The 17,947-nt window shown below is 66.5% G+C and carries 13 protein-coding genes, 1 tRNA gene and 2 pseudogenes; all 16 read right to left on the bottom strand.

What is annotated here, in order from left to right:
- Nucleotides 1-419: pseudogene (locus AO398_RS29545) on the bottom strand (cell wall hydrolase); the annotation flags it as partial.
- A 229-nt stretch (nt 420-648) separates the two neighbouring features.
- Entirely contained in the window at nt 649-4,857 is a 4,209-nt protein-coding gene (rpoC, locus tag AO398_RS23955; RefSeq protein ID WP_058194677.1) for a DNA-directed RNA polymerase subunit beta', read from the bottom strand.
- Nucleotides 4,858-5,031: 174 nt separating this feature from the next.
- Nucleotides 5,032-9,156 (bottom strand): DNA-directed RNA polymerase subunit beta, encoded by a 4,125-nt coding sequence (gene rpoB / locus AO398_RS23950; RefSeq protein ID WP_058194676.1) that lies wholly within the window; start codon nt 9,154-9,156, stop codon nt 5,032-5,034.
- Nucleotides 9,157-9,400: 244 nt separating this feature from the next.
- Nucleotides 9,401-9,778 (bottom strand): 50S ribosomal protein L7/L12, encoded by a 378-nt coding sequence (rplL, locus tag AO398_RS23945; protein WP_058194675.1) that lies wholly within the window; start codon nt 9,776-9,778, stop codon nt 9,401-9,403.
- Between the two features lie 49 nt (nt 9,779-9,827).
- Complete coding sequence (rplJ, locus tag AO398_RS23940) at nt 9,828-10,346, bottom strand: 50S ribosomal protein L10 (RefSeq protein ID WP_050735285.1); 519 nt, start codon at nt 10,344-10,346, stop codon at nt 9,828-9,830.
- A gap of 520 nt (nt 10,347-10,866) precedes the next feature.
- On the bottom strand, nt 10,867-11,184 hold the full coding sequence (locus AO398_RS23935; protein WP_058194674.1) for a type II toxin-antitoxin system RelE/ParE family toxin: 318 nt from the start codon (nt 11,182-11,184) through the stop codon (nt 10,867-10,869).
- Nucleotides 11,171-11,443, bottom strand: coding sequence for a type II toxin-antitoxin system ParD family antitoxin (locus AO398_RS23930; RefSeq protein WP_058194673.1), 273 nt, complete (start codon nt 11,441-11,443; stop codon nt 11,171-11,173). Before AO398_RS23930 ends, AO398_RS23935 begins: the two co-directional genes overlap by 14 nt.
- A 38-nt stretch (nt 11,444-11,481) precedes the next feature.
- Nucleotides 11,482-13,125 (bottom strand): DUF4070 domain-containing protein, encoded by a 1,644-nt coding sequence (locus tag AO398_RS23925; RefSeq protein WP_058194672.1) that lies wholly within the window; start codon nt 13,123-13,125, stop codon nt 11,482-11,484.
- Between the two features lie 244 nt (nt 13,126-13,369).
- Complete coding sequence (locus AO398_RS23920) at nt 13,370-13,663, bottom strand: GIY-YIG nuclease family protein (RefSeq protein ID WP_058194671.1); 294 nt, start codon at nt 13,661-13,663, stop codon at nt 13,370-13,372.
- A 322-nt stretch (nt 13,664-13,985) separates the two neighbouring features.
- Nucleotides 13,986-14,684 carry a 50S ribosomal protein L1 gene (gene rplA, locus AO398_RS23915; RefSeq protein WP_058194670.1) on the bottom strand — a complete coding sequence of 233 codons (699 nt, stop codon included), beginning with the start codon at nt 14,682-14,684 and terminating at the stop codon, nt 13,986-13,988.
- Between the two features lie 11 nt (nt 14,685-14,695).
- Nucleotides 14,696-15,145 (bottom strand): 50S ribosomal protein L11, encoded by a 450-nt coding sequence (gene rplK, locus AO398_RS23910; RefSeq protein ID WP_007566054.1) that lies wholly within the window; start codon nt 15,143-15,145, stop codon nt 14,696-14,698.
- Nucleotides 15,146-15,369: 224 nt separating this feature from the next.
- Nucleotides 15,370-15,903 (bottom strand): transcription termination/antitermination protein NusG, encoded by a 534-nt coding sequence (gene nusG / locus AO398_RS23905; protein WP_007566056.1) that lies wholly within the window; start codon nt 15,901-15,903, stop codon nt 15,370-15,372.
- Nucleotides 15,904-16,010: 107 nt separating this feature from the next.
- Nucleotides 16,011-16,307 carry a preprotein translocase subunit SecE gene (gene secE / locus AO398_RS23900; RefSeq protein WP_007566058.1) on the bottom strand — a complete coding sequence of 99 codons (297 nt, stop codon included), beginning with the start codon at nt 16,305-16,307 and terminating at the stop codon, nt 16,011-16,013.
- A 184-nt stretch (nt 16,308-16,491) separates the two neighbouring features.
- Nucleotides 16,492-16,568, bottom strand: a tRNA-Trp gene (locus AO398_RS23895).
- Nucleotides 16,569-16,725: 157 nt separating this feature from the next.
- Nucleotides 16,726-17,583, bottom strand: coding sequence for a DUF1444 family protein (locus AO398_RS23890; protein ID WP_160329355.1), 858 nt, complete (start codon nt 17,581-17,583; stop codon nt 16,726-16,728).
- A gap of 245 nt (nt 17,584-17,828) precedes the next feature.
- Nucleotides 17,829-17,947, bottom strand: a pseudogene (locus tag AO398_RS27810) (elongation factor Tu); the annotation flags it as partial.

The following is a 17,947-nucleotide window of genomic DNA, read 5'->3' as shown; positions in this document are numbered from 1 at the left end:
CCCGCCGGCCGGCGGCTCCGCCCGCCGCCGCCGCTGCCGGACGCGCGGCGGAACACCGGGGCGGCGCCGGGCGGGCGCGGGGCGGCCGGGGGGCGGGCGAGGCTCGGAGCCGGCGGCTGGACCGGATCGCCCTTGGCCGGCCGCTGCACCGCCGGGAAGACGTGCGCGCCGGTCTTGAGCACCGTCTGGAGCGGCTCGTCGGCGCTACGCCGCAGGGCGGATCCGATCAACGCCGTGCCGGGTGGCAGGGCGGGGACCGTGAAGGCGTCGATCGCCCCGAGCCGGCTCGAGCCGATGGCGTTCTCGGTGCCGGCATCGGCCGTGAACGAGACCAAGAGGCCGAGCCCCGCCAGCCATGGTGTCATGGCGGCCGAGAGCCAGCGCAGGTTCGATTCCCGTCGTCCTCGTCTCGCACGCACGGCTACAGATCCACAGCGATGCCCCAGCGCCGGTGCGATCCTCCCTGTTTCCAGGGCGGTTCCGCGGCCGACGAGGATTTATCGCCCGGCATGGTTGAGCCCCGGTTAAGCCGGCCCCGCGTCGAACGTCCCGGTTTCGGCACGCGGGCTCATTCGTGCGGCGGCCACGAAAAAGGGCGGCCTGAAGGCCGCCCCGTCTCGTCTAAAGCCTGCTGTCGGGGACGAAGCGTCACTCGGCGGCGGGCGGCAGTCCTTCCATCGGATCCGCGGCGCTGCCGGCCTGCTTCTGCTGCAGGATCATCGCATCGCGACGGCGCGCCACGGCGCGGATATCGGCCACCATCGAGCCGGTGCCCGCCGGGATGAGCGAGCCGACGATGACGTTCTCCTTGAGGCCTTCCAGATGGTCGACCTTGCCGTTGACCGCAGCCTCGGTGAGCACCCGGGTCGTCTCCTGGAACGAGGCCGCCGAGATGAACGACTTCGTCTGCAGCGACGCCTTGGTGATGCCGAGCAGAACCGGAACGCCCTGGATCGGCTTTTTGCCCTCCGCAAGCAGCTTCTCGTTGAACTCGGTCAGCTCCGTCCGGTCGATCTGGTCACCCGCGAGGATGTCCGAATCGCCGCCGTCGGTGACTTCGACCTTCTGCAGCATCTGCCGGACGATCACCTCGATGTGCTTGTCGTTGATCGACACGCCCTGCAGCCGGTAGACCTCCTGGATCTCGTTGACGAGGTAGGCCGCGAGTTCCTCCACGCCCTTGATCGCCAGGATGTCGTGCGGAGCCGGGTTTCCGTCGACGATGTAATCGCCGAGTTCCACCACGTCGCCGTCCTGCAGGTGGATGTGCTTGCCCTTCGGGATCAAGTACTCCACCGCCTCGGAGCCGTCATGCGGCGTCAGCGTGAGCCGGCGCTTGTTCTTGTAGTCGCGGCCGAACGCGATGGTGCCCGACTTCTCGGCGATGATCGCCGCGTCCTTCGGGCGCCTTGCCTCGAACAGCTCCGCCACCCGCGGCAGACCGCCGGTGATGTCGCGGGTCTTGGCCGAGTCGGTCGAGACGCGGGCCAGGATGTCGCCGGCCTGCACCTTGCCGCCCGGATCGAAGCCGATGATGGCGTCGACGGGCAGGAAGTAGCGGGCATCCGAGCCGCGCGGCAGCTTCACGGGCTTTCCGTCCCGATCGACCACCACCATGGCCGGCTTGAGGTCCGAGGTCCGGGCCGAACCGCGCCAGTCGACGACCACGCGCTTGGCGATGCCGGTCGACTCGTCGGTGGTCTCGGTCATGGACTGGCCGTCGACCAGGTCCTCGTAGGCCACGATGCCGTCGACCTCGGTGAGGATCGGACGGGTGTAGGGGTCCCACTCGGCGATCCGCTGGCCGCGCTTGATCTTGTCGCCCTCGTCGACCCGGAGCTTGGCGCCGTATTGCAGGCGGTGAACCGCCCGCTCGACCCCATCCGACCCGACGATCACGACCGCCACGTTCCGGCCGGTGGCGATGAGGTCGCCATCGGTGTTCTTGGCGATCGCGCGGTTGCGGATCTTGATCGTGCCCTCGAAGCTCGACTCGATGAACGACGAGTCGGCGATCTGGGCGGCGCCACCGATGTGGAAGGTGCGCATCGTAAGCTGGGTACCCGGCTCGCCGATCGACTGCGCCGCGATGACGCCGACGGCCTCGCCCATGTTGACGGGCGTGCCGCGGGCCAGATCGCGCCCGTAGCAGGTGGCGCAGACGCCACTCCGGGTGGCGCAGACCAGCACGGAGCGGATCTTCACCTCCTGGATCCCGGCCGCCTGGATGGCGGGCAGGTGCTTCTCCTCGATGGTCTCGCCGGTCTTCACGATCACCGTGCCGTCGGCCGACACCAGATCCTCGGCGGTGGCACGGCCGAGGATACGGGTTGCCAGCGTCGCCACGACCTGGCCGGCATCCACGATGGCGCGCATCTTGATGCCGTTGGTCGTGCCGCAATCCACCTCGCGGATCACGGCGTCCTGGGCCACGTCGACGAGGCGGCGGGTCAGGTAGCCGGAGTTCGCGGTCTTCAGGGCGGTGTCGGCGAGGCCCTTACGGGCACCGTGCGTGGAGTTGAAGTACTCCAGCACGTCCAGACCTTCCTTGAAGTTCGAGATGATCGGCGTCTCGATGATCTCGCCCGAGGGCTTGGCCATCAGGCCGCGCATGGCGGCGAGCTGCTTCATCTGGGCGGGCGAGCCACGGGCACCGGAGTGGCTCATCATGTAGATCGAGTTGACCTGCTTGTCGGCGCCGTTCTCGTCCTTCTGGACGCTCGAGATGCGGTTCATCATCTCGGCGGCCAGCTTGTCCGAGCACTTGGCCCAGGCGTCGACGACCTTGTTGTACTTCTCGCCCTGGGTGATCAGGCCGTCGTTGTACTGCTGCTCGTAGTCCTTCACGAGCGTGCGCGTGGTGTCGACGATCGACCACTTGTTGTCCGGCACGACCATGTCGTCCTTGCCGAACGAGATGCCGGCCTTGAACGCGTGGTTGAAGCCGAGCGCCATGATCCGGTCACAGAAGATCACCGACTCCTTCTGACCGCAGTGGCGGTAGACGGTGTCGATCATCGCCGAGATCTCCTTCTTGGTCATCAGCTTGTTGACGACGTCGAAGGGAACCTTGGCGTGCTTCGGCAGCGCGCCGGACAGGATCACCCGGCCGGGGGTCGTGTCGTAGGTCTTGGTCAGGGGCTGGTTGTCCGGGCCGATGCCGGTCCAGCGCCACCGGATCTTGGTGTGGAGCGACACGGTCTTGGCCGCGAGCGCATGCTCCAGCTCGCCCATGTCGCCGAAGACGCCCTGCATCGGGTTCTTGGGGTTGTCCGGATTGAACGCGCCCTTCGAACCGTCGGCCACGATCGACAGGTAGTAGAGGCCGAGAACGATATCCTGCGACGGCACGATGATCGGCTGCCCGTTGGCCGGGTGCAGGATGTTGTTGGTCGACATCATCAGGACGCGCGCTTCCAGCTGCGCCTCGAGCGACAGCGGGACGTGCACGGCCATCTGGTCGCCGTCGAAGTCGGCGTTGAACGCGGCGCAGACCAGCGGGTGCAGCTGGATCGCCTTGCCCTCGATCAGCTTCGGCTCGAAGGCCTGGATGCCGAGGCGGTGCAGCGTCGGCGCGCGGTTCAGCATCACCGGGTGCTCGCGGATCACCTCATCGAGGATGTCCCAGACCTCCGGCTTCTCCTTCTCAACGAGCTTCTTGGCCTGCTTCACCGTCGCCGAGAAGCCCTTGGCGTCCAGCCGCGCGTAGATGAACGGCTTGAACAGCTCGAGCGCCATCTTCTTCGGCAAGCCGCACTGGTGCAGCTTCAGCTCGGGGCCGACCACGATGACCGAGCGGCCGGAATAGTCCACGCGCTTGCCGAGCAGGTTCTGGCGGAACCGGCCCTGCTTGCCCTTCAGCATGTCGGCGAGCGACTTCAGCGGACGCTTGTTGGCGCCCGTGATGACGCGGCCGCGGCGGCCGTTGTCGAACAGCGCGTCGACGGCCTCCTGCAGCATCCGCTTCTCGTTGCGGATGATGATGTCGGGGGCGCGCAGCTCGATCAGCCGCTTCAGGCGGTTGTTGCGGTTGATGACGCGGCGGTACAGGTCGTTCAGGTCGGAGGTCGCGAAGCGGCCGCCATCCAGCGGGACCAGCGGGCGCAGGTCCGGCGGGATCACCGGGACGACGGTGAGGATCATCCACTCCGGCTTGTTGCCGGACATCTGGAACGCCTCGATGATCTTGAGGCGCTTCAGGAGCTTCTTCGGCTTCAGCTCGGAGGTGGTGACCGCGATCTCCTCGCGCAGATCGTTGGCGATCTTGTCGAGGTCGAGCTCCTGCAGGATGCGCCGGATGGCCTCGGCGCCGATCATGGCGGTGAACGAGTCCTCGCCGTACTCCTCCTGGGCGCGCAGGTACTCCTCCTCCGACAGGAGCTGACGCTCCTTCAGGGGGGTGAGGCCCGGCTCGATGACGCAGTAGGACTCGAAGTACAGGATCCGCTCGAGATCCTTCAGGGCCATGTCGAGCAGAAGGCCGATGCGCGAGGGCAGCGACTTCAGGAACCAGATGTGGGCGACCGGGGCGGCCAGCTCGATATGGCCCATGCGGTCGCGCCGGACGCGCGCGAGGGTGACCTCGACGCCGCACTTCTCACAGATGACGCCCTTGTACTTCATGCGCTTGTACTTGCCGCACAAGCACTCGTAATCCTTGATCGGCCCGAAGATGCGCGCGCAGAACAGGCCGTCGCGCTCGGGCTTGAAGGTCCGGTAGTTGATGGTCTCCGGCTTCTTGATCTCGCCGTACGACCAGGAGAGGATCTTCTCCGGCGACGAGATCGAAATCTTGATCTGATCGAAGCTGACCGGTGTGGCCTGCTGGTTGAAAAGGTTCATGACCTCTTGGTTCATGATCCGCTCCTTGTTGACGCCGGTGGCCCCGCGCCGGGCCCCCGTGTCCTGAAAAAGATCCGGCGCCGCGCCCCGCGCGAGCGCCGCTGGCCGTCGTCATCTGGAGGCCCCGCCTCTCCCCGCTCGACCGTGGCGGTTGGACGCCGCCACGGGAGGTGTTTTGTCGCGACTCCGCTACTCGGCGGCGTCGGCCGGTGGCTCCAGCTGATCGTTCGCGGCCTTCTTGGAGGACGTCAGCTCGACGTTGAGGCCGAGCGAACGCATCTCCTTGACGAGCACGTTGAACGATTCGGGGATGCCGGCCTCGAAGGTGTCGTCGCCACGGACGATCGCCTCGTAGACCTTGGTGCGGCCGGCCACGTCGTCCGACTTCACCGTGAGCATCTCCTGCAGCGTGTAGGCCGCGCCGTAGGCCTCCAGCGCCCAGACCTCCATCTCGCCGAAGCGCTGACCGCCGAACTGCGCCTTTCCGCCCAGCGGCTGCTGGGTGACGAGCGAGTACGGGCCGATCGACCGGGCGTGGATCTTGTCGTCCACCAGGTGGTGCAGCTTCAGCATGTAGATGTAGCCCATCGTCACCTTGCGGTCGAAGGGCTCACCGGAGCGGCCATCGTAGAGGGTCGACTGCGCCGAGCGGTCGAGACCGGCCATTTCGAGCATCTGCTCGATGTCGGCCTCCTTGGCGCCGTTGAACACCGGGGTGGCCATCGGCACGCCGCGACGGACGTTGTTGCCGGCCTCGGCCAGCTCCTCGTCGGTCAGGCCGTCGAGCTCGCCCGGCGAGTAGATCGCCTCCATCTCCTGACGCAGCGGCGCGATGTCGTGCGACTTCAGATAGGCATCCACCGCCTTCGAGACCTTGCGACCCAGGCCCGCAGCCGCCCAGCCCAGATGGGTCTCCAGGATCTGGCCGACGTTCATGCGCGAGGGCACGCCCAGCGGGTTCAGCACGATGTCGGCATGGGTCCCGTCTTCCAGGAACGGCATGTCCTCGATCGGCACGATCCGCGACACGACACCCTTGTTGCCGTGACGGCCGGCCATCTTGTCGCCCGGCTGGATCTTGCGCTTCACCGCCACGAAGACCTTGACCATCTTCATGACGCCGGGGGGCAGCTCGTCGCCGCGCTGCAGCTTCTCGACCTTGTCGAGGAAGCGCTGCTCAAGGCGCTTCTTCGACTCGTCGTACTGCTTCTGCATCGCCTCCATCTCGGTCATGAGACGGTCTTCGATGACGGCGAACTGCCACCATTGCGAGCGCGGGTAGTCGTTGATCAGCTCACGGGTGAGCGTGGTGTCCTTCTTGAAGCCCTTCGGGCCGGCCACCGGCGCCTGGCCGATCAGCACGTCCGCCAGGCGGGCGTAGGTGTTGCGGTCCAGGATCGCCTGCTCGTCGTCGCGGTCCTTGGCGAGCCGCTCGATCTCCTCGCGCTCGATCGCCTGAGCGCGCTCGTCCTTGTCGACGCCGTGCCGGTTGAACACCCGCACCTCGACGATCGTGCCGGTGACGCCCGGCGGCACCCGGAGGGAGGTGTCGCGCACGTCCGAGGCCTTCTCGCCGAAGATGGCGCGCAGGAGCTTCTCCTCCGGCGTCATCGGGCTCTCGCCCTTCGGGGTGATCTTGCCGACCAGGATGTCGCCGGCATTCACCTCGGCACCGATATAGACGATGCCGGCCTCGTCGAGGTTCTTGAGCGCTTCCTCGGAGACGTTCGGGATGTCGCGGGTGATTTCCTCCGGCCCGAGCTTGGTGTCGCGGGCCATCACCTCGAACTCCTCGATGTGGATCGAGGTGAACACGTCATCCTTCACGATCCGCTCGGAGAGCAGGATCGAATCTTCGAAGTTGTAGCCGTTCCACGGCATGAACGCGACGAGCACGTTCCGGCCGAGCGCCAGCTCGCCGAATTCCGTCGACGGACCGTCGGCGATGATCTCGCCCTTCTTCACCGGCTCGCCGACGCGGACCAGCGGCTTCTGGGTGATGCAGGTCGACTGGTTGGAGCGCTGGAACTTCTGCAGGCGGTAGATGTCGACGCCCGGCTTGGTGGCGTCGGCCTCCTCGGTGGCCCGGATGACGATACGGGTGGCGTCCACCTGATCGACGATGCCGGAGCGGCGCGCCGCGATGGCCGCGCCTGAATCGCGGGCGACCACGGCCTCCATGCCGGTGCCGACGAACGGCGCGTCGGCCCGCACCGCCGGCACGGCCTGCCGCTGCATGTTCGAGCCCATAAGGGCGCGGTTGGCGTCGTCGTTCTCGAGGAACGGGATCAGCGCCGCGGCGACCGAGACGAGCTGCTTGGGCGAGACGTCCATGAGGTCGACGCGCTCGGGGCCCACGACGATCACGTCGCCGGCCCGGCGGCAGACCACGAGGTCTTCCGTCAGCTTCTTGTTCTCGTCCATCTGGGCGTTGGCCTGGGCGACGTAGTACTTCGCCTCCTCCATGGCCGAGAGGTAGGCGACCTCATTGGTGACCACGCCGTCGCGGACGCGGCGGAACGGGGTCTCGATGAAGCCGTACTTGTTCACCCGGGCGAAGGTCGCCAGCGAGTTGATCAGGCCGATGTTCGGGCCTTCCGGCGTCTCGATCGGGCAGATGCGGCCGTAATGGGTCGGGTGCACGTCGCGCACCTCGAACCCGGCGCGCTCGCGGGTCAGACCGCCCGGGCCGAGCGCCGAGAGGCGGCGCTTGTGCGTGACCTCGGAGAGCGGGTTGGTCTGGTCCATGAACTGCGAGAGCTGCGACGAGCCGAAGAACTCGCGCACCGCTGCCGCCGCCGGCTTGGCGTTGATCAGGTCCTGCGGCATCACCGTGTCGATATCGACCTGGCTCATGCGCTCGCGGATCGCGCGCTCCATGCGGAGCAGGCCGAGGCGGTACTGGTTCTCCATCAGCTCGCCGACCGAACGCACCCGGCGGTTGCCGAGGTGATCGATGTCGTCGATCTCGCCCTTGCCGTCACGCAGCTCGACCAGCGCCTTGACCACCGCCAGCATGTCCTCCTTGCGGAGGGTGCGGACCGTGTCGGCGGCGTCGAGGTCGAGACGCATGTTCATCTTCACGCGGCCGACCGCCGAGAGGTCGTAGCGCTCGGAATCGAAGAACAGCGAGTGGAACATCGCCTCCGCGGTGTCGAGCGTCGGCGGCTCGCCGGGACGCATGACCCGATAGATGTCGAACAGCGCGCCTTCGCGATTGGAATTCTTGTCCACCGCCAGCGTGTTGCGGATGTAGGGGCCGACGTTGACGTGGTCGATGTCGAGCACCGGAAGCTCGGAGATGCCGATCTCCTCCAGGCTCTTCAGGAGCTTCTCGGAGATCTCCTCGCCGGCCTCGGCCCAGATCTCGCCGGTCTCGGTGTTGACCAGGTCCTCGGCGATGTACTGGCCGACCAGATCCTCGTCGGTGGCCTTGAGGTACTTGGTGCCCTTGTCGGTGATCTGACGGGCGTTGCGGGCGTTGAGCTTCTTGCCGGCCTCGAGCACGACCTCGCCGGAATCGGCGTCGATCAGGTCGACGGTCGCCTTCATGCCCTTCATGCGCTCGGGGTCGAACGGCACGCGCCACTCGGCGCCGTCGCGGTCGTAGACCACGCGGTTGTAGAAGGTCGACAGGATCTCCTCGCCGTCGAGGCCCAGCGCATAGAGCAGCGACGTCGCCGGCAGCTTGCGCTTGCGGTCGATGCGGACGTGGACGATGTCCTTAGCGTCGAACTCGACGTCGAGCCAGGAGCCGCGATACGGGATGATGCGGGCGGCGAACAGGAGCTTGCCCGAGGAGTGGGTCTTGCCCTTGTCGTGGTCGAAGAACACGCCCGGCGAGCGGTGCATCTGCGAGACGATGACGCGCTCGGTGCCGTTGACGATGAAGGTGCCGTTCTCCGTCATCAGGGGCATGTCGCCCATGTAGACGTCCTGCTCCTTGATGTCCTTGACCGACTTGGCCTGGGTGTCCGGATCGACATCGAACACGATCAGCCGCAGCGTCACCTTCAGCGGGGCCGCGAAGGTGATGCCGCGCTGGCGACACTCGTCGACGTCGTATTTCGGCTGCTCGAAGGTGTAGCGCACGAATTCGAGCAGGGCCGTCGAGGCGAAGTCCGAGATCGGGAACACCGACTTGAACACGCTCTGGAGGCCTTCATCGCCGCGGCCGCCCTCCGGCTCGTCGACCATGAGGAACTGATCGTAGGATGCCTTTTGAACCTCGATGAGGTTCGGCATCTCGGCGACTTCCTTGATCTTGCCGAAGAACTTCCGAATGCGCTTGCGACCGACCAGCGTGTTGGCCATGTGAACTCGCTCCATCCCGCGTGCCTCGCGCCCGGGGAAGCGTTCCCGAAAGGGACCTCCCGCGCCGGACTGTGACGCGCGCCCCGCCGGACCCCCCCCCCCCACCGAAATCTCTCTGGCCCGTTTCAGGGCCCTCCGCCGAAGCGGCCTAAAGCCCGCGGGTGCTGCACCCGCGGGCTCCAGTCACGACAGGCCCGCAGCGGGCCTCCGTGGGGTGATGGGCCGGAACCGGCCCATCGTCGACTTACTTGAGCTCGACCTTGGCGCCAGCCTTCTCGAGCTGGGCCTTGAGCTTCTCAGCCTCGTCCTTGGTGACGCTCTCCTTGACCGGCTTCGGAGCGCCTTCGACGAGGTCCTTGGCTTCCTTAAGGCCCAGGCCGGTGATGGCGCGGACTTCCTTGATGACCTCGATCTTCTTGTCGCCGGCGGCAGCCAGCACGACGGTGAACTCGGTCTGCTCCTCGACGGCGGCGGCACCGCCACCAGCGGCCGGGCCAGCGGCGACGGCGACGGCGGCAGCAGCCGAGACGCCCCACTTCTCTTCGAGCATCTTGGCCAGGTCGGCGGCCTCGAGAACGGTCAGCGAGGACAGGTCGTCGACGAGCTTGGCAAGATCAGCCATTTTCTATTCCTCTCAGATATCGGTTCGAACGAATGGTTTTTGAAGGCCCTCAGGCGGCCTCGTCCTTGGTGGCATAGGCCCCGAACACGCGGGCGAGCTTGGCCGCCGGCGCATTGACGACCTGGGCGATCTTGGTCGCGGGCGCCTGTACGAGGCCCACGATCTTGGCGCGCAGTTCGTCGAGGGACGGGAGCGAGGCGAGGGCCTTCACGCCGTCCGGGTTCAGGGTTGTCGTCCCCATCGCGCCGCCGAGAATCACGAGCTTGTCGTTCGTCTTGGCGAAATCGACCGCGACCTTGGCGGCGGCAACCGGGTCGCCGGAATAGGCGAGCAGGGTCGGGCCCTTCAGGAGCGGCTTGATGGAGGCGACGTCCGTACCATCGAGTGCGATGCCGGCGAGGCTGTTCTTGGCGACCTTCACGGTGGCGCCGGCCTGCTTCATCTGCGAACGCAGCTTCTGCATATCGGCGACCGTGAGGCCCTTGTAGTGGGCCACGACGACGACGGCGCTCTGATTGAACACGCCGTTGAGCGTCGAGACGAGGTCAGCTTTTGCTGTCCGGTCCACTGGGCTCTCTCCGGTTGGCGGAACCCGATCTTGGGTCCGCCGGTTGCACATGCCGCCCGGACGTTGTCTCGGCCTTCAAGAGACCGGGAACGTCCGAACGACGCTTCGCGGCCCTGTCCCCGCACGTGCCCCGGGGGGCCGCTTCGGGTGAGTTGGTTCAAACCGACACCCCTCCACGGCGTTTGCCGCGGCGAGGCTTTTCCTAAGTTCGGTCTTCCCCGTCTGTGCAGGCTGGTCGTGGATTAAGCCGGCGAACCGGCACCTGCAGTCTCGGACAGGACATGGCCGGACACGGCTCCGCGGGGCTCGTCGCCCTCAGGATCCTGCCGGCCATTGCCACCCGGTTGCCCGGGCGACATTTCATGCGGAAACCGGCCGATTGGCCGTCTCCTTCCGTGAGGATGAATGCGTAAGGCGCGGTGTATAGAGGCTAGCAAGCCGCCTGCCAAGGGCCGAAGCGCGACTTTTCCGCCGCAGGCAAGGGCGGGCGCGGGAGATCGGCCTGGGACGCATGTCTCCCTCACGGGTCCCCTTCAGCCTCACTGAGCAGCGCTTCGACGTCTCGTCCACGATACAGGACACGCAGGATGTCGAGACGGTCTTCGCGCAACGCATAGGCGATCACGACCCGACGCTCGAAAGCCACGAGTCGAAGCCCGATCCGCAGATCGTCGCGAGTCCGTCCGGCCCGCGGCATTTCGGACAGGCGCTCACAGCGTTCGCGGATCCGCCGGATGAAGGCGATCGCGCGGTCCGGGCTGTCTTGGGCTATATGATCATAGAGCGCTTCGAGATCCGCGATGGCTTGCGCCTGAAGCGCGACCTCAAGCTTTGCCACCAGCCGCGACCCGGCGGGCGTGCCGATCCTCCAGCCGATCGAAGACCACCTGTGCAGGAACGCCAGGCTGCGGATCGTCGAAGGCAGCGAGAATCGAGGTCAGGACAGCATCGCGGTGCTTGAAAGCCTCGACGGAGAGCCGATCCTCAAGGAGCCGCAACCCCGCCGTTACGACCTCGGCCGCATCACGAAAACGACCGGCCGCAACCTGAGTCCGCACGAAGCGGTCGAGATCCGGACTCAGGTCGATATCGGCCATAACGCGGCTTCCAGGCTGCCGAGGCATCTGACGACAGACTAGGCCGCCTCGCGCTCCGGCACCAGCTTGCGCCGGGCGATCTCCCACCACGAACGGCGCCGCGCATCCTCGGCCTCGGCGGCCTTGGCGGCGTAGAACGAGGCGTTGTGCTCGCCCCGCAGCGCTTCGCGGGTGAAGCGGATCAGGTGGTGGGCGACGAAGCCCATGTTGAACACCGCCTCGATCTGCCCGCGCTTCAGGGCATAGCCCGCCGCGCTCCAGAATGGCCTGCGGTAATCCGAGAGCAGCCCGACCCGCGTGATGATGTTGAAGCCGAGGATCAGGCCGCGGCGCAGGTTCGTGAAGGTGAGCTTGCCCTTCGTCGGCGTCACGATCCGGTTCGGATAGGTGGTCTCACACTGGTGCTTGAACCGGGCGAACAGCTGCTCCGGCTCGTAGGCATGGGCGATCGCCCGGCGCCAGCTCGACACCACGGTGTCGTGCGGGCGCTTGAACAGGACGTTCGATTCCAGCGCCGCGTCGTGGACCAGCCGCCCCTCGCGTTCCAGCCGGTCCCACAGCGGGGTCTTGGGCAGGGCCTGGAGCAGGTTGATGGTCAGGACCGGGATCGCCGACTTGTCGATGAAGTCGATCAGGTTCTGCTCGGACTTGTCGCTGTCGGTATCGAGCCCGAGGATGATGCCCGAGGTGACCTCGAGCCCATAGGAATTGAGCGTCTCGATCGCCTCGTACATCGGCACGGCGGCGTTGTGGGTCTTGTCGATGCCCTTGAGCGCGTCCGCCTCCGGCGTCTCGATGCCGACGAACACGGTCATGAAATTGGCCTGGCGCATCAGCTCGAGGATCTCGGGCTGCTTAGCCATGTTGAGGGTCGCCTCGCAGGCGAATTGCAGCGGGTAGTCGTTCTTCTTCTGCCACGCCACGAGATGGGGCAGCATCTCGCGGGTCGCCTTGCGATTGGCGATGAAGTTGTCGTCGACGAAGTAGACCACCGCCGGATGCCCGGGCTGGCTGATGATCGCGTCGAGCTCGGCGCACATCTGCTCGGGGCTCTTCAGCCGGGGCTGACGGCCGTAGAGCTGCGGAATGTCGCAGAACTCGCAGCGATACGGGCAGCCCGAGGAGAATTGCAACGAGCCGATCAGGTAGCGCTTGAGCGGGGCCGCCTCGTAGGCCGGGGCCGGAAAGTCGGAGAGTGCCAGGCGCTCCTCGGTCTCGAACACCACCTGCTGGGTCGGCCGGGCGACGTCGGCATCGAGACGCTCGATCAGCCGGTCGGTGGCATCGCCGATCTCGCCGACATGGAGATAATCGAAATCCGGGTACTTTTCCCGCGCCCCGGATACCGAGGGGCCGCCCAGGGCCGCGACCTTGCCGGCCGCATGGGCGCGCCGGCCGATATCGTGGATCTGGCCCTCCTGGATATGCATCCCGGAGACGAACACGGCGTCGGCCCAGGCGAAATCCTGGGCGGAGGCGCGCCGGATGTTCTCGTCGATGAAGCGGTACTCCCAGCTCTCGGGCATATAGGCCGCGATCACCAGGAGGCCCTGCGGGGGCATGAACGCCTTGACGCCCCCCATAAGGGGGTAGGCGTGCGAGAACGTGCCGAATGACGGCGTGTAGGCGGGGAAGACGCACAAGATGCGTCGGCGGGTCGTGACGGAGACAGTGCTGCGCATGGAGGCCTATCTAGCACAGCCGTCGCGAATGGCGCCCCCCTTTACGGTTGAGAATGACGTGAAGGGCGGTGCTAAAGAGCCGCTACGCGGCGCTTCATATGCTGGGTCCCGGCTCGCATTCCGCTGACGCTGCATGCGCCCGGGAAAGAGCGTCCCGGTTGCTTGGCCCCTGCCCCTTTCCCGGACAGGTGCAGCGAAGCGGAACCTGATCCGGGGCCCAGCACAGAATTCGCCGCGCAGCGGCTCAAAACCCGAGCTCCTCGTATAGATCGCGCCGGGCCGGGTTGAACGCCTCGATCAGCGCGAGCTTCCACGCACGGCGCCAGCGCTTGATCGCATACTCCCGGATGCGGGCATCGTTGATGCGCGGATATTCTTCGTACCAGACCAGCATCGTCACGCCGTAGTCCCGGGTGAACCCCGGCATCGCACCGGTGCGATGCTCATAGATGCGTCGTGCGAGGTCGATGGTCGAGCCGGTGTAGAGCGTTCCGTTCCGTCGACTGGCGAGCATGTAGACGTGGGACCGGCGCTCCATCATCCACCTCCCGAAACAGAGGCAGATATGACGAAGCGTCTCCGATTCGACGACGCCTTTCCCGGGCGCATGGAGCGGGAGCGGAATGCGACCCGGGACCCAGCATAAGACGGCGCGAAGCGTCCTTCGCAACAGCGTTGCACTTCAATTGAGCCGCTACGCGGCACATTTTTTAGCTGGATCCCGGATCACCTTCCACTGTCGTTCCAGGCGTCCAGGAAAAGGCAGCGTCTTATCCGCAAAGGGTTTTTGCTCCGGGCCTCCAACGCAAAACGCCCGGCCGTTTCCGGCCGGGCGCTTCGTAGGTGCGGTGAGCCGCAGCTCAGGCGGTCAGAACCGTGCTCGGCTCGACCTTCACGCCCGGGCCCATCGTCGAGGTGACGGCGATGCGCTGGACGTAGGTGCCCTTGGCGCCCGCCGGCTTCGCCTTGGCGACCGCATCGGCAAACGCCTTGATGTTTTCGACGAGCTTGTCAGCGTCGAACGAGACCTTGCCGACGCCGGCATGGACGATGCCGGCCTTCTCGACGCGGAACTCCACCGAGCCGCCCTTGGCGCCGGCCACGGCGCTCTTCACGTCCATGGTGACGGTGCCGACCTTCGGGTTCGGCATCAGGCCGCGCGGGCCCAGCACCTTACCGAGACGGCCGACCAGCGGCATCATGTCCGGGGTGGCGATGCAGCGATCGAACTCGATCTTGCCGCTCTGGACGATCTCCAGGAGATCCTCGGCGCCGACGATGTCGGCACCCGCCGCCTTGGCGTCGTCCGCCTTGGCGCCGCGGGCGAAGACCGCCACGCGGACCGTCCGGCCGGAGCCGTTCGGCAGGTTGCAGACGCCGCGGACCATCTGGTCGGCGTGACGCGGATCGACGCCGAGGTTCATCGAGACCTCAATGGTCTCGTCGAACTTCGCGGTCGCCCGCTCCTTGACCAGCTTGATCGCCTCATCGAGCGGGTAGAGCTTGGTCACCTCGATGCCCTCGCGGGCGGCGCGGATGCGCTTTCCTTCGCGTGCCATGATGTCCTCCCTCAGGCCGTGATTTCGAGGCCCATGGCCCGGGCAGAGCCGCGGATCATGGCGACGGCCGCTTCGACCGAGTCGCAATTGAGGTCGGGCATCTTCTTCTCGGCGATCTCGCGCAGCTGCGCCTCGGAGATCTTGCCGACGGACGGGCCCTTACCGGGGGTCTTCGAGCCGGAAGCCGGCTTCTTGCCGATCTTCAGACCGACCGCCTTCTTCAGGAAGAAGGTGACCGGCGGCTGCTTCATCTCGAAGGTGAAAGAGCGGTCCTGATACGCGGTGATGATCACCGGGATCGGGGTGCCCTTCTCCATCTGCGCGGTCTTCGCGTTGAAGGCCTTGCAGAATTCCATGATGTTGAGGCCGCGCTGACCGAGCGCGGGGCCGATCGGGGGCGACGGGTTCGCCGCGCCGGCCGGGACCTGAAGCTTCACGTAGCCCGTGATCTTCTTCGCCATGGGACAACTCCCAAAACTGCGTCCGCCGCCGGGCTGCCTAAGCGCGGGCGGATCGGACGATTGCAGGTCGCGGTGCGATCCGTGGGTCCCGGAGGCGAGGCCGGGCGGATCTCCCGCGTGTGAGACCGCCCCCTATGCGGGGACGGCCGCTTCGCGACCGACGCGCAGCGCCGGCCGGAAGAACATCGGCCGCCGAAAAACCGGCCGCCGCGTGTCTTGAAGCCTCAGGCCTTCTCGACCTGGGCGTATTCCAGCTCCACCGGGGTGGCGCGGCCGAAGATCGACACGGCCACCTTCAGGCGGGACCGAGCCTCGTCGATCTCCTCGACGGTGCCGTTGAAGCTCGCGAACGGGCCGTCAGCGACCCGGACGGTCTCGCCGATCTCGAACGCGATCGACGGCTTCGGACGGTCGACACCCTCGGCGACCTGGCCCTTGATCCGCTCTGCTTCGGCGTCGGGGATCGGAACCGGCTTCGACTTGTCGGCCCCGAGGAAGCCCGTGACCTTCGGGGTGTTCTTGATGAGGTGGTAGACCTCGTCGGTCAGATCGCACTTCACCAGGACGTAGCCGGGGAAGAATTTGCGCTCGGCATCGACCTTCCGGCCGCGGCGCACCTCGACGACCTTCTCGGTCGGGACCATCACCTCGTCGAACAGCTCGGTCAGCCCGCGCTGAGCCGCCTGGTCCTTGATGGACTGGGCGACCTTGTTCTCGAAGTTCGAGTAGGCGTGGACGATGTACCAGCGCTTCGACACGGTTCCGTTCAACTCCGACAAGTCCGCGAGGTCTCCCCCGATCGATTCGCCCCCCTCAACGCATCATCTTTTCCCGAAAGCCGGAGGCCACCTTTCGGGACGATGCTCTAGAGGCCGAGCACCAGGCCGACCACGAAGCGCAGGGCCTGGTCAACCACCGTGAAGAACAGGCTCGTCACCACGACCATCACGAACACCATGATGGTGGTGATCGTGGTCTCCCGGCGGGACGGCCAGGTGACCTTGCGAGCCTCGTCGCGGACCTGGGAGAAGAACTCCCCCGGGGTCACGCGCTTCTGCGGCACCTTGGCGGGCGTGGCCGGACGGGCCGGCGGCGTGTTCGCGGGACCGCGAGCCGCGCCGCGCGCCACATCCACCTTCTTGGTCGCTTCGTTCGATGCCATGGCGCCAGTGTTTTTTGCGTGCTGGGCCCGAGGCAGGGCCTGCTTCCGGGAACGCGAACATCCGGCGCCGAGGGCCTGGACGGGCCCGCACCGACGGTCGCTTCAGATCTCGGATTGCGCCCGCTCTAGCGCAACTCCGCCGGCTTGTCGACCGGGGCGACCGCGCGGGGGTGGGTGAGATATCTGGCAGGAGTGGAGGGACTCGAACCCGCAACCTCCGGTTTTGGAGACCGGCGCTCTGACCAGTTGAGCTACACTCCTAGCGTCCCGCCCAATGCCCGATCGCGGCGCCGCTTGCAAGAGGTTCGGCGACATGGACAGGCCCGAGAAAGCAAAATGCGGCCCTCGCGGGCCTGTCCGTCCCACCCGATCATGACTGGAGCGGCGGGTCCTTCGGGCATCCCGCGGCTGCGCAGCGTCAACGGCCGTGATCCGCGCGCTCCGCAGCGGTCAAGGGACGCAATCCGTTTCGGTCGAAGTGGAACAGCTCGTCGCTGCGACCGTAGGGGCCGGCCCGCATCTGCTTGGTTGCCTCTGCGGCCAGTTCGTGCCGCGCAACGCTATCGGCGGGCCAGGCCATCAGCGCATTCCGGGTCGGAGCGGCCAGGGTGATGCTGTCCGCCTTCAAGGCGCGGCGCATCTGATCGAGGTAGTCCGGCACCAACAGCCGCGCGGCGTCGTAATCGTCGCCCGAATCGGCGATGGCGAAGATCGGCGTGTCATCCCCGACGCCGAGGCTGAACGGAGCATCCTTCGAGGTTGCCGCGAGGTTCTTGAGGGCGGTCGCCTCCACCAGGGCGGGCTCGACATGCCAGCCCGCGAGCATCGCGCGGGTCACGTATTGGTACCGCTTCGGTTCATCGAGCACGTAGACAACGAACAGCGTCTCGGAAAACCGACGGTGGGCAATCTCCGGGCGCTGGTGAAGGATCTCTTCCGGCACGAGTTGCACGCGCAGCCGCGATTGGATGGCCGCGAAATCCCCGGGATCCGTCGCGGGCTGGGACCGCGCCAGAACGTCGGCGATGAATTCTGCGATGGCCCGTCGGCGTTCCGAGCCGGTGAGCCTGTCAACGCGCGGGTACAGGTTTGTGAGGGCGATCGTCCTGGGCCCGACATTGATCTGCCCCGGATCGGAATCCAGACGGATCTCGGCCGCCGGTTGCAGAACCCGGACCAGCGCCGCCACCTCGTCGCGGAATCGCCCGTCGCTCAAATCATCGGCGCGCGCCCCACCGAGCGCGATTGGGGCCCCGGCACAGATCAGGACCAGCAAATCCAGGGCGCGGCGAAGAAGACCAGCGGACATATGAGTCTCCACCGGAGCACGGTCGAGACATGACAAAGCAGCGCCGGCGCTCCGTCAAGACGAAGGCCGGCGGGAATCACATCAGATCTGCAGATTGGCACCTGGCATCCCGGCCGAACCGGGACATGTTCGCGCCGCGCTGAGACGCAAGCTGCGAAAGGTACGCCGTCGGGCGGATCGGCGCGCCTCGCGACGCGCCGATCCGTCCTGGCTTAGTCGTTGATGGCGGCGACGACGCCGGCACCGACGGTGCGGCCGCCCTCGCGGATGGCGAAGCGCAGCTTCTCCTCCATGGCCACCGGCACGATCAGCGTGACGTCCATGGTCACGT

The sequence above is a fragment of the Methylobacterium sp. GXS13 genome (assembly GCF_001455965.1).
In the GTDB taxonomy this organism is placed as follows: Bacteria; Pseudomonadota; Alphaproteobacteria; order Rhizobiales; family Beijerinckiaceae; genus Methylobacterium.
Note: the sequence above shows the minus strand (reverse complement) of the source record. Positions and strands in the feature narration are given on the sequence as shown.

Excerpts from the sequence above, each read along its gene's own strand:
- rpoC (WP_058194677.1), bottom strand. The coding sequence starts at position 4,857 with ATGAACCAAGAGGTCATGAACCTTTTCAACCAGCAGGCCACACCGGTC.
- rpoB (WP_058194676.1), bottom strand. The coding sequence starts at position 9,156 with ATGGCCAACACGCTGGTCGGTCGCAAGCGCATTCGGAAGTTCTTCGGC.
- rplL (WP_058194675.1), bottom strand. The coding sequence starts at position 9,778 with ATGGCTGATCTTGCCAAGCTCGTCGACGACCTGTCCTCGCTGACCGTT.
- AO398_RS23930 (WP_058194673.1), bottom strand. The coding sequence starts at position 11,443 with ATGGCCGATATCGACCTGAGTCCGGATCTCGACCGCTTCGTGCGGACT.
- AO398_RS23925 (WP_058194672.1), bottom strand. The coding sequence starts at position 13,125 with ATGCGCAGCACTGTCTCCGTCACGACCCGCCGACGCATCTTGTGCGTC.
- AO398_RS23920 (WP_058194671.1), bottom strand. The coding sequence starts at position 13,663 with ATGGAGCGCCGGTCCCACGTCTACATGCTCGCCAGTCGACGGAACGGA.
- rplA (WP_058194670.1), bottom strand. The coding sequence starts at position 14,684 with ATGGCACGCGAAGGAAAGCGCATCCGCGCCGCCCGCGAGGGCATCGAG.
- rplK (WP_007566054.1), bottom strand. The coding sequence starts at position 15,145 with ATGGCGAAGAAGATCACGGGCTACGTGAAGCTTCAGGTCCCGGCCGGC.
- secE (WP_007566058.1), bottom strand. The coding sequence starts at position 16,307 with ATGGCATCGAACGAAGCGACCAAGAAGGTGGATGTGGCGCGCGGCGCG.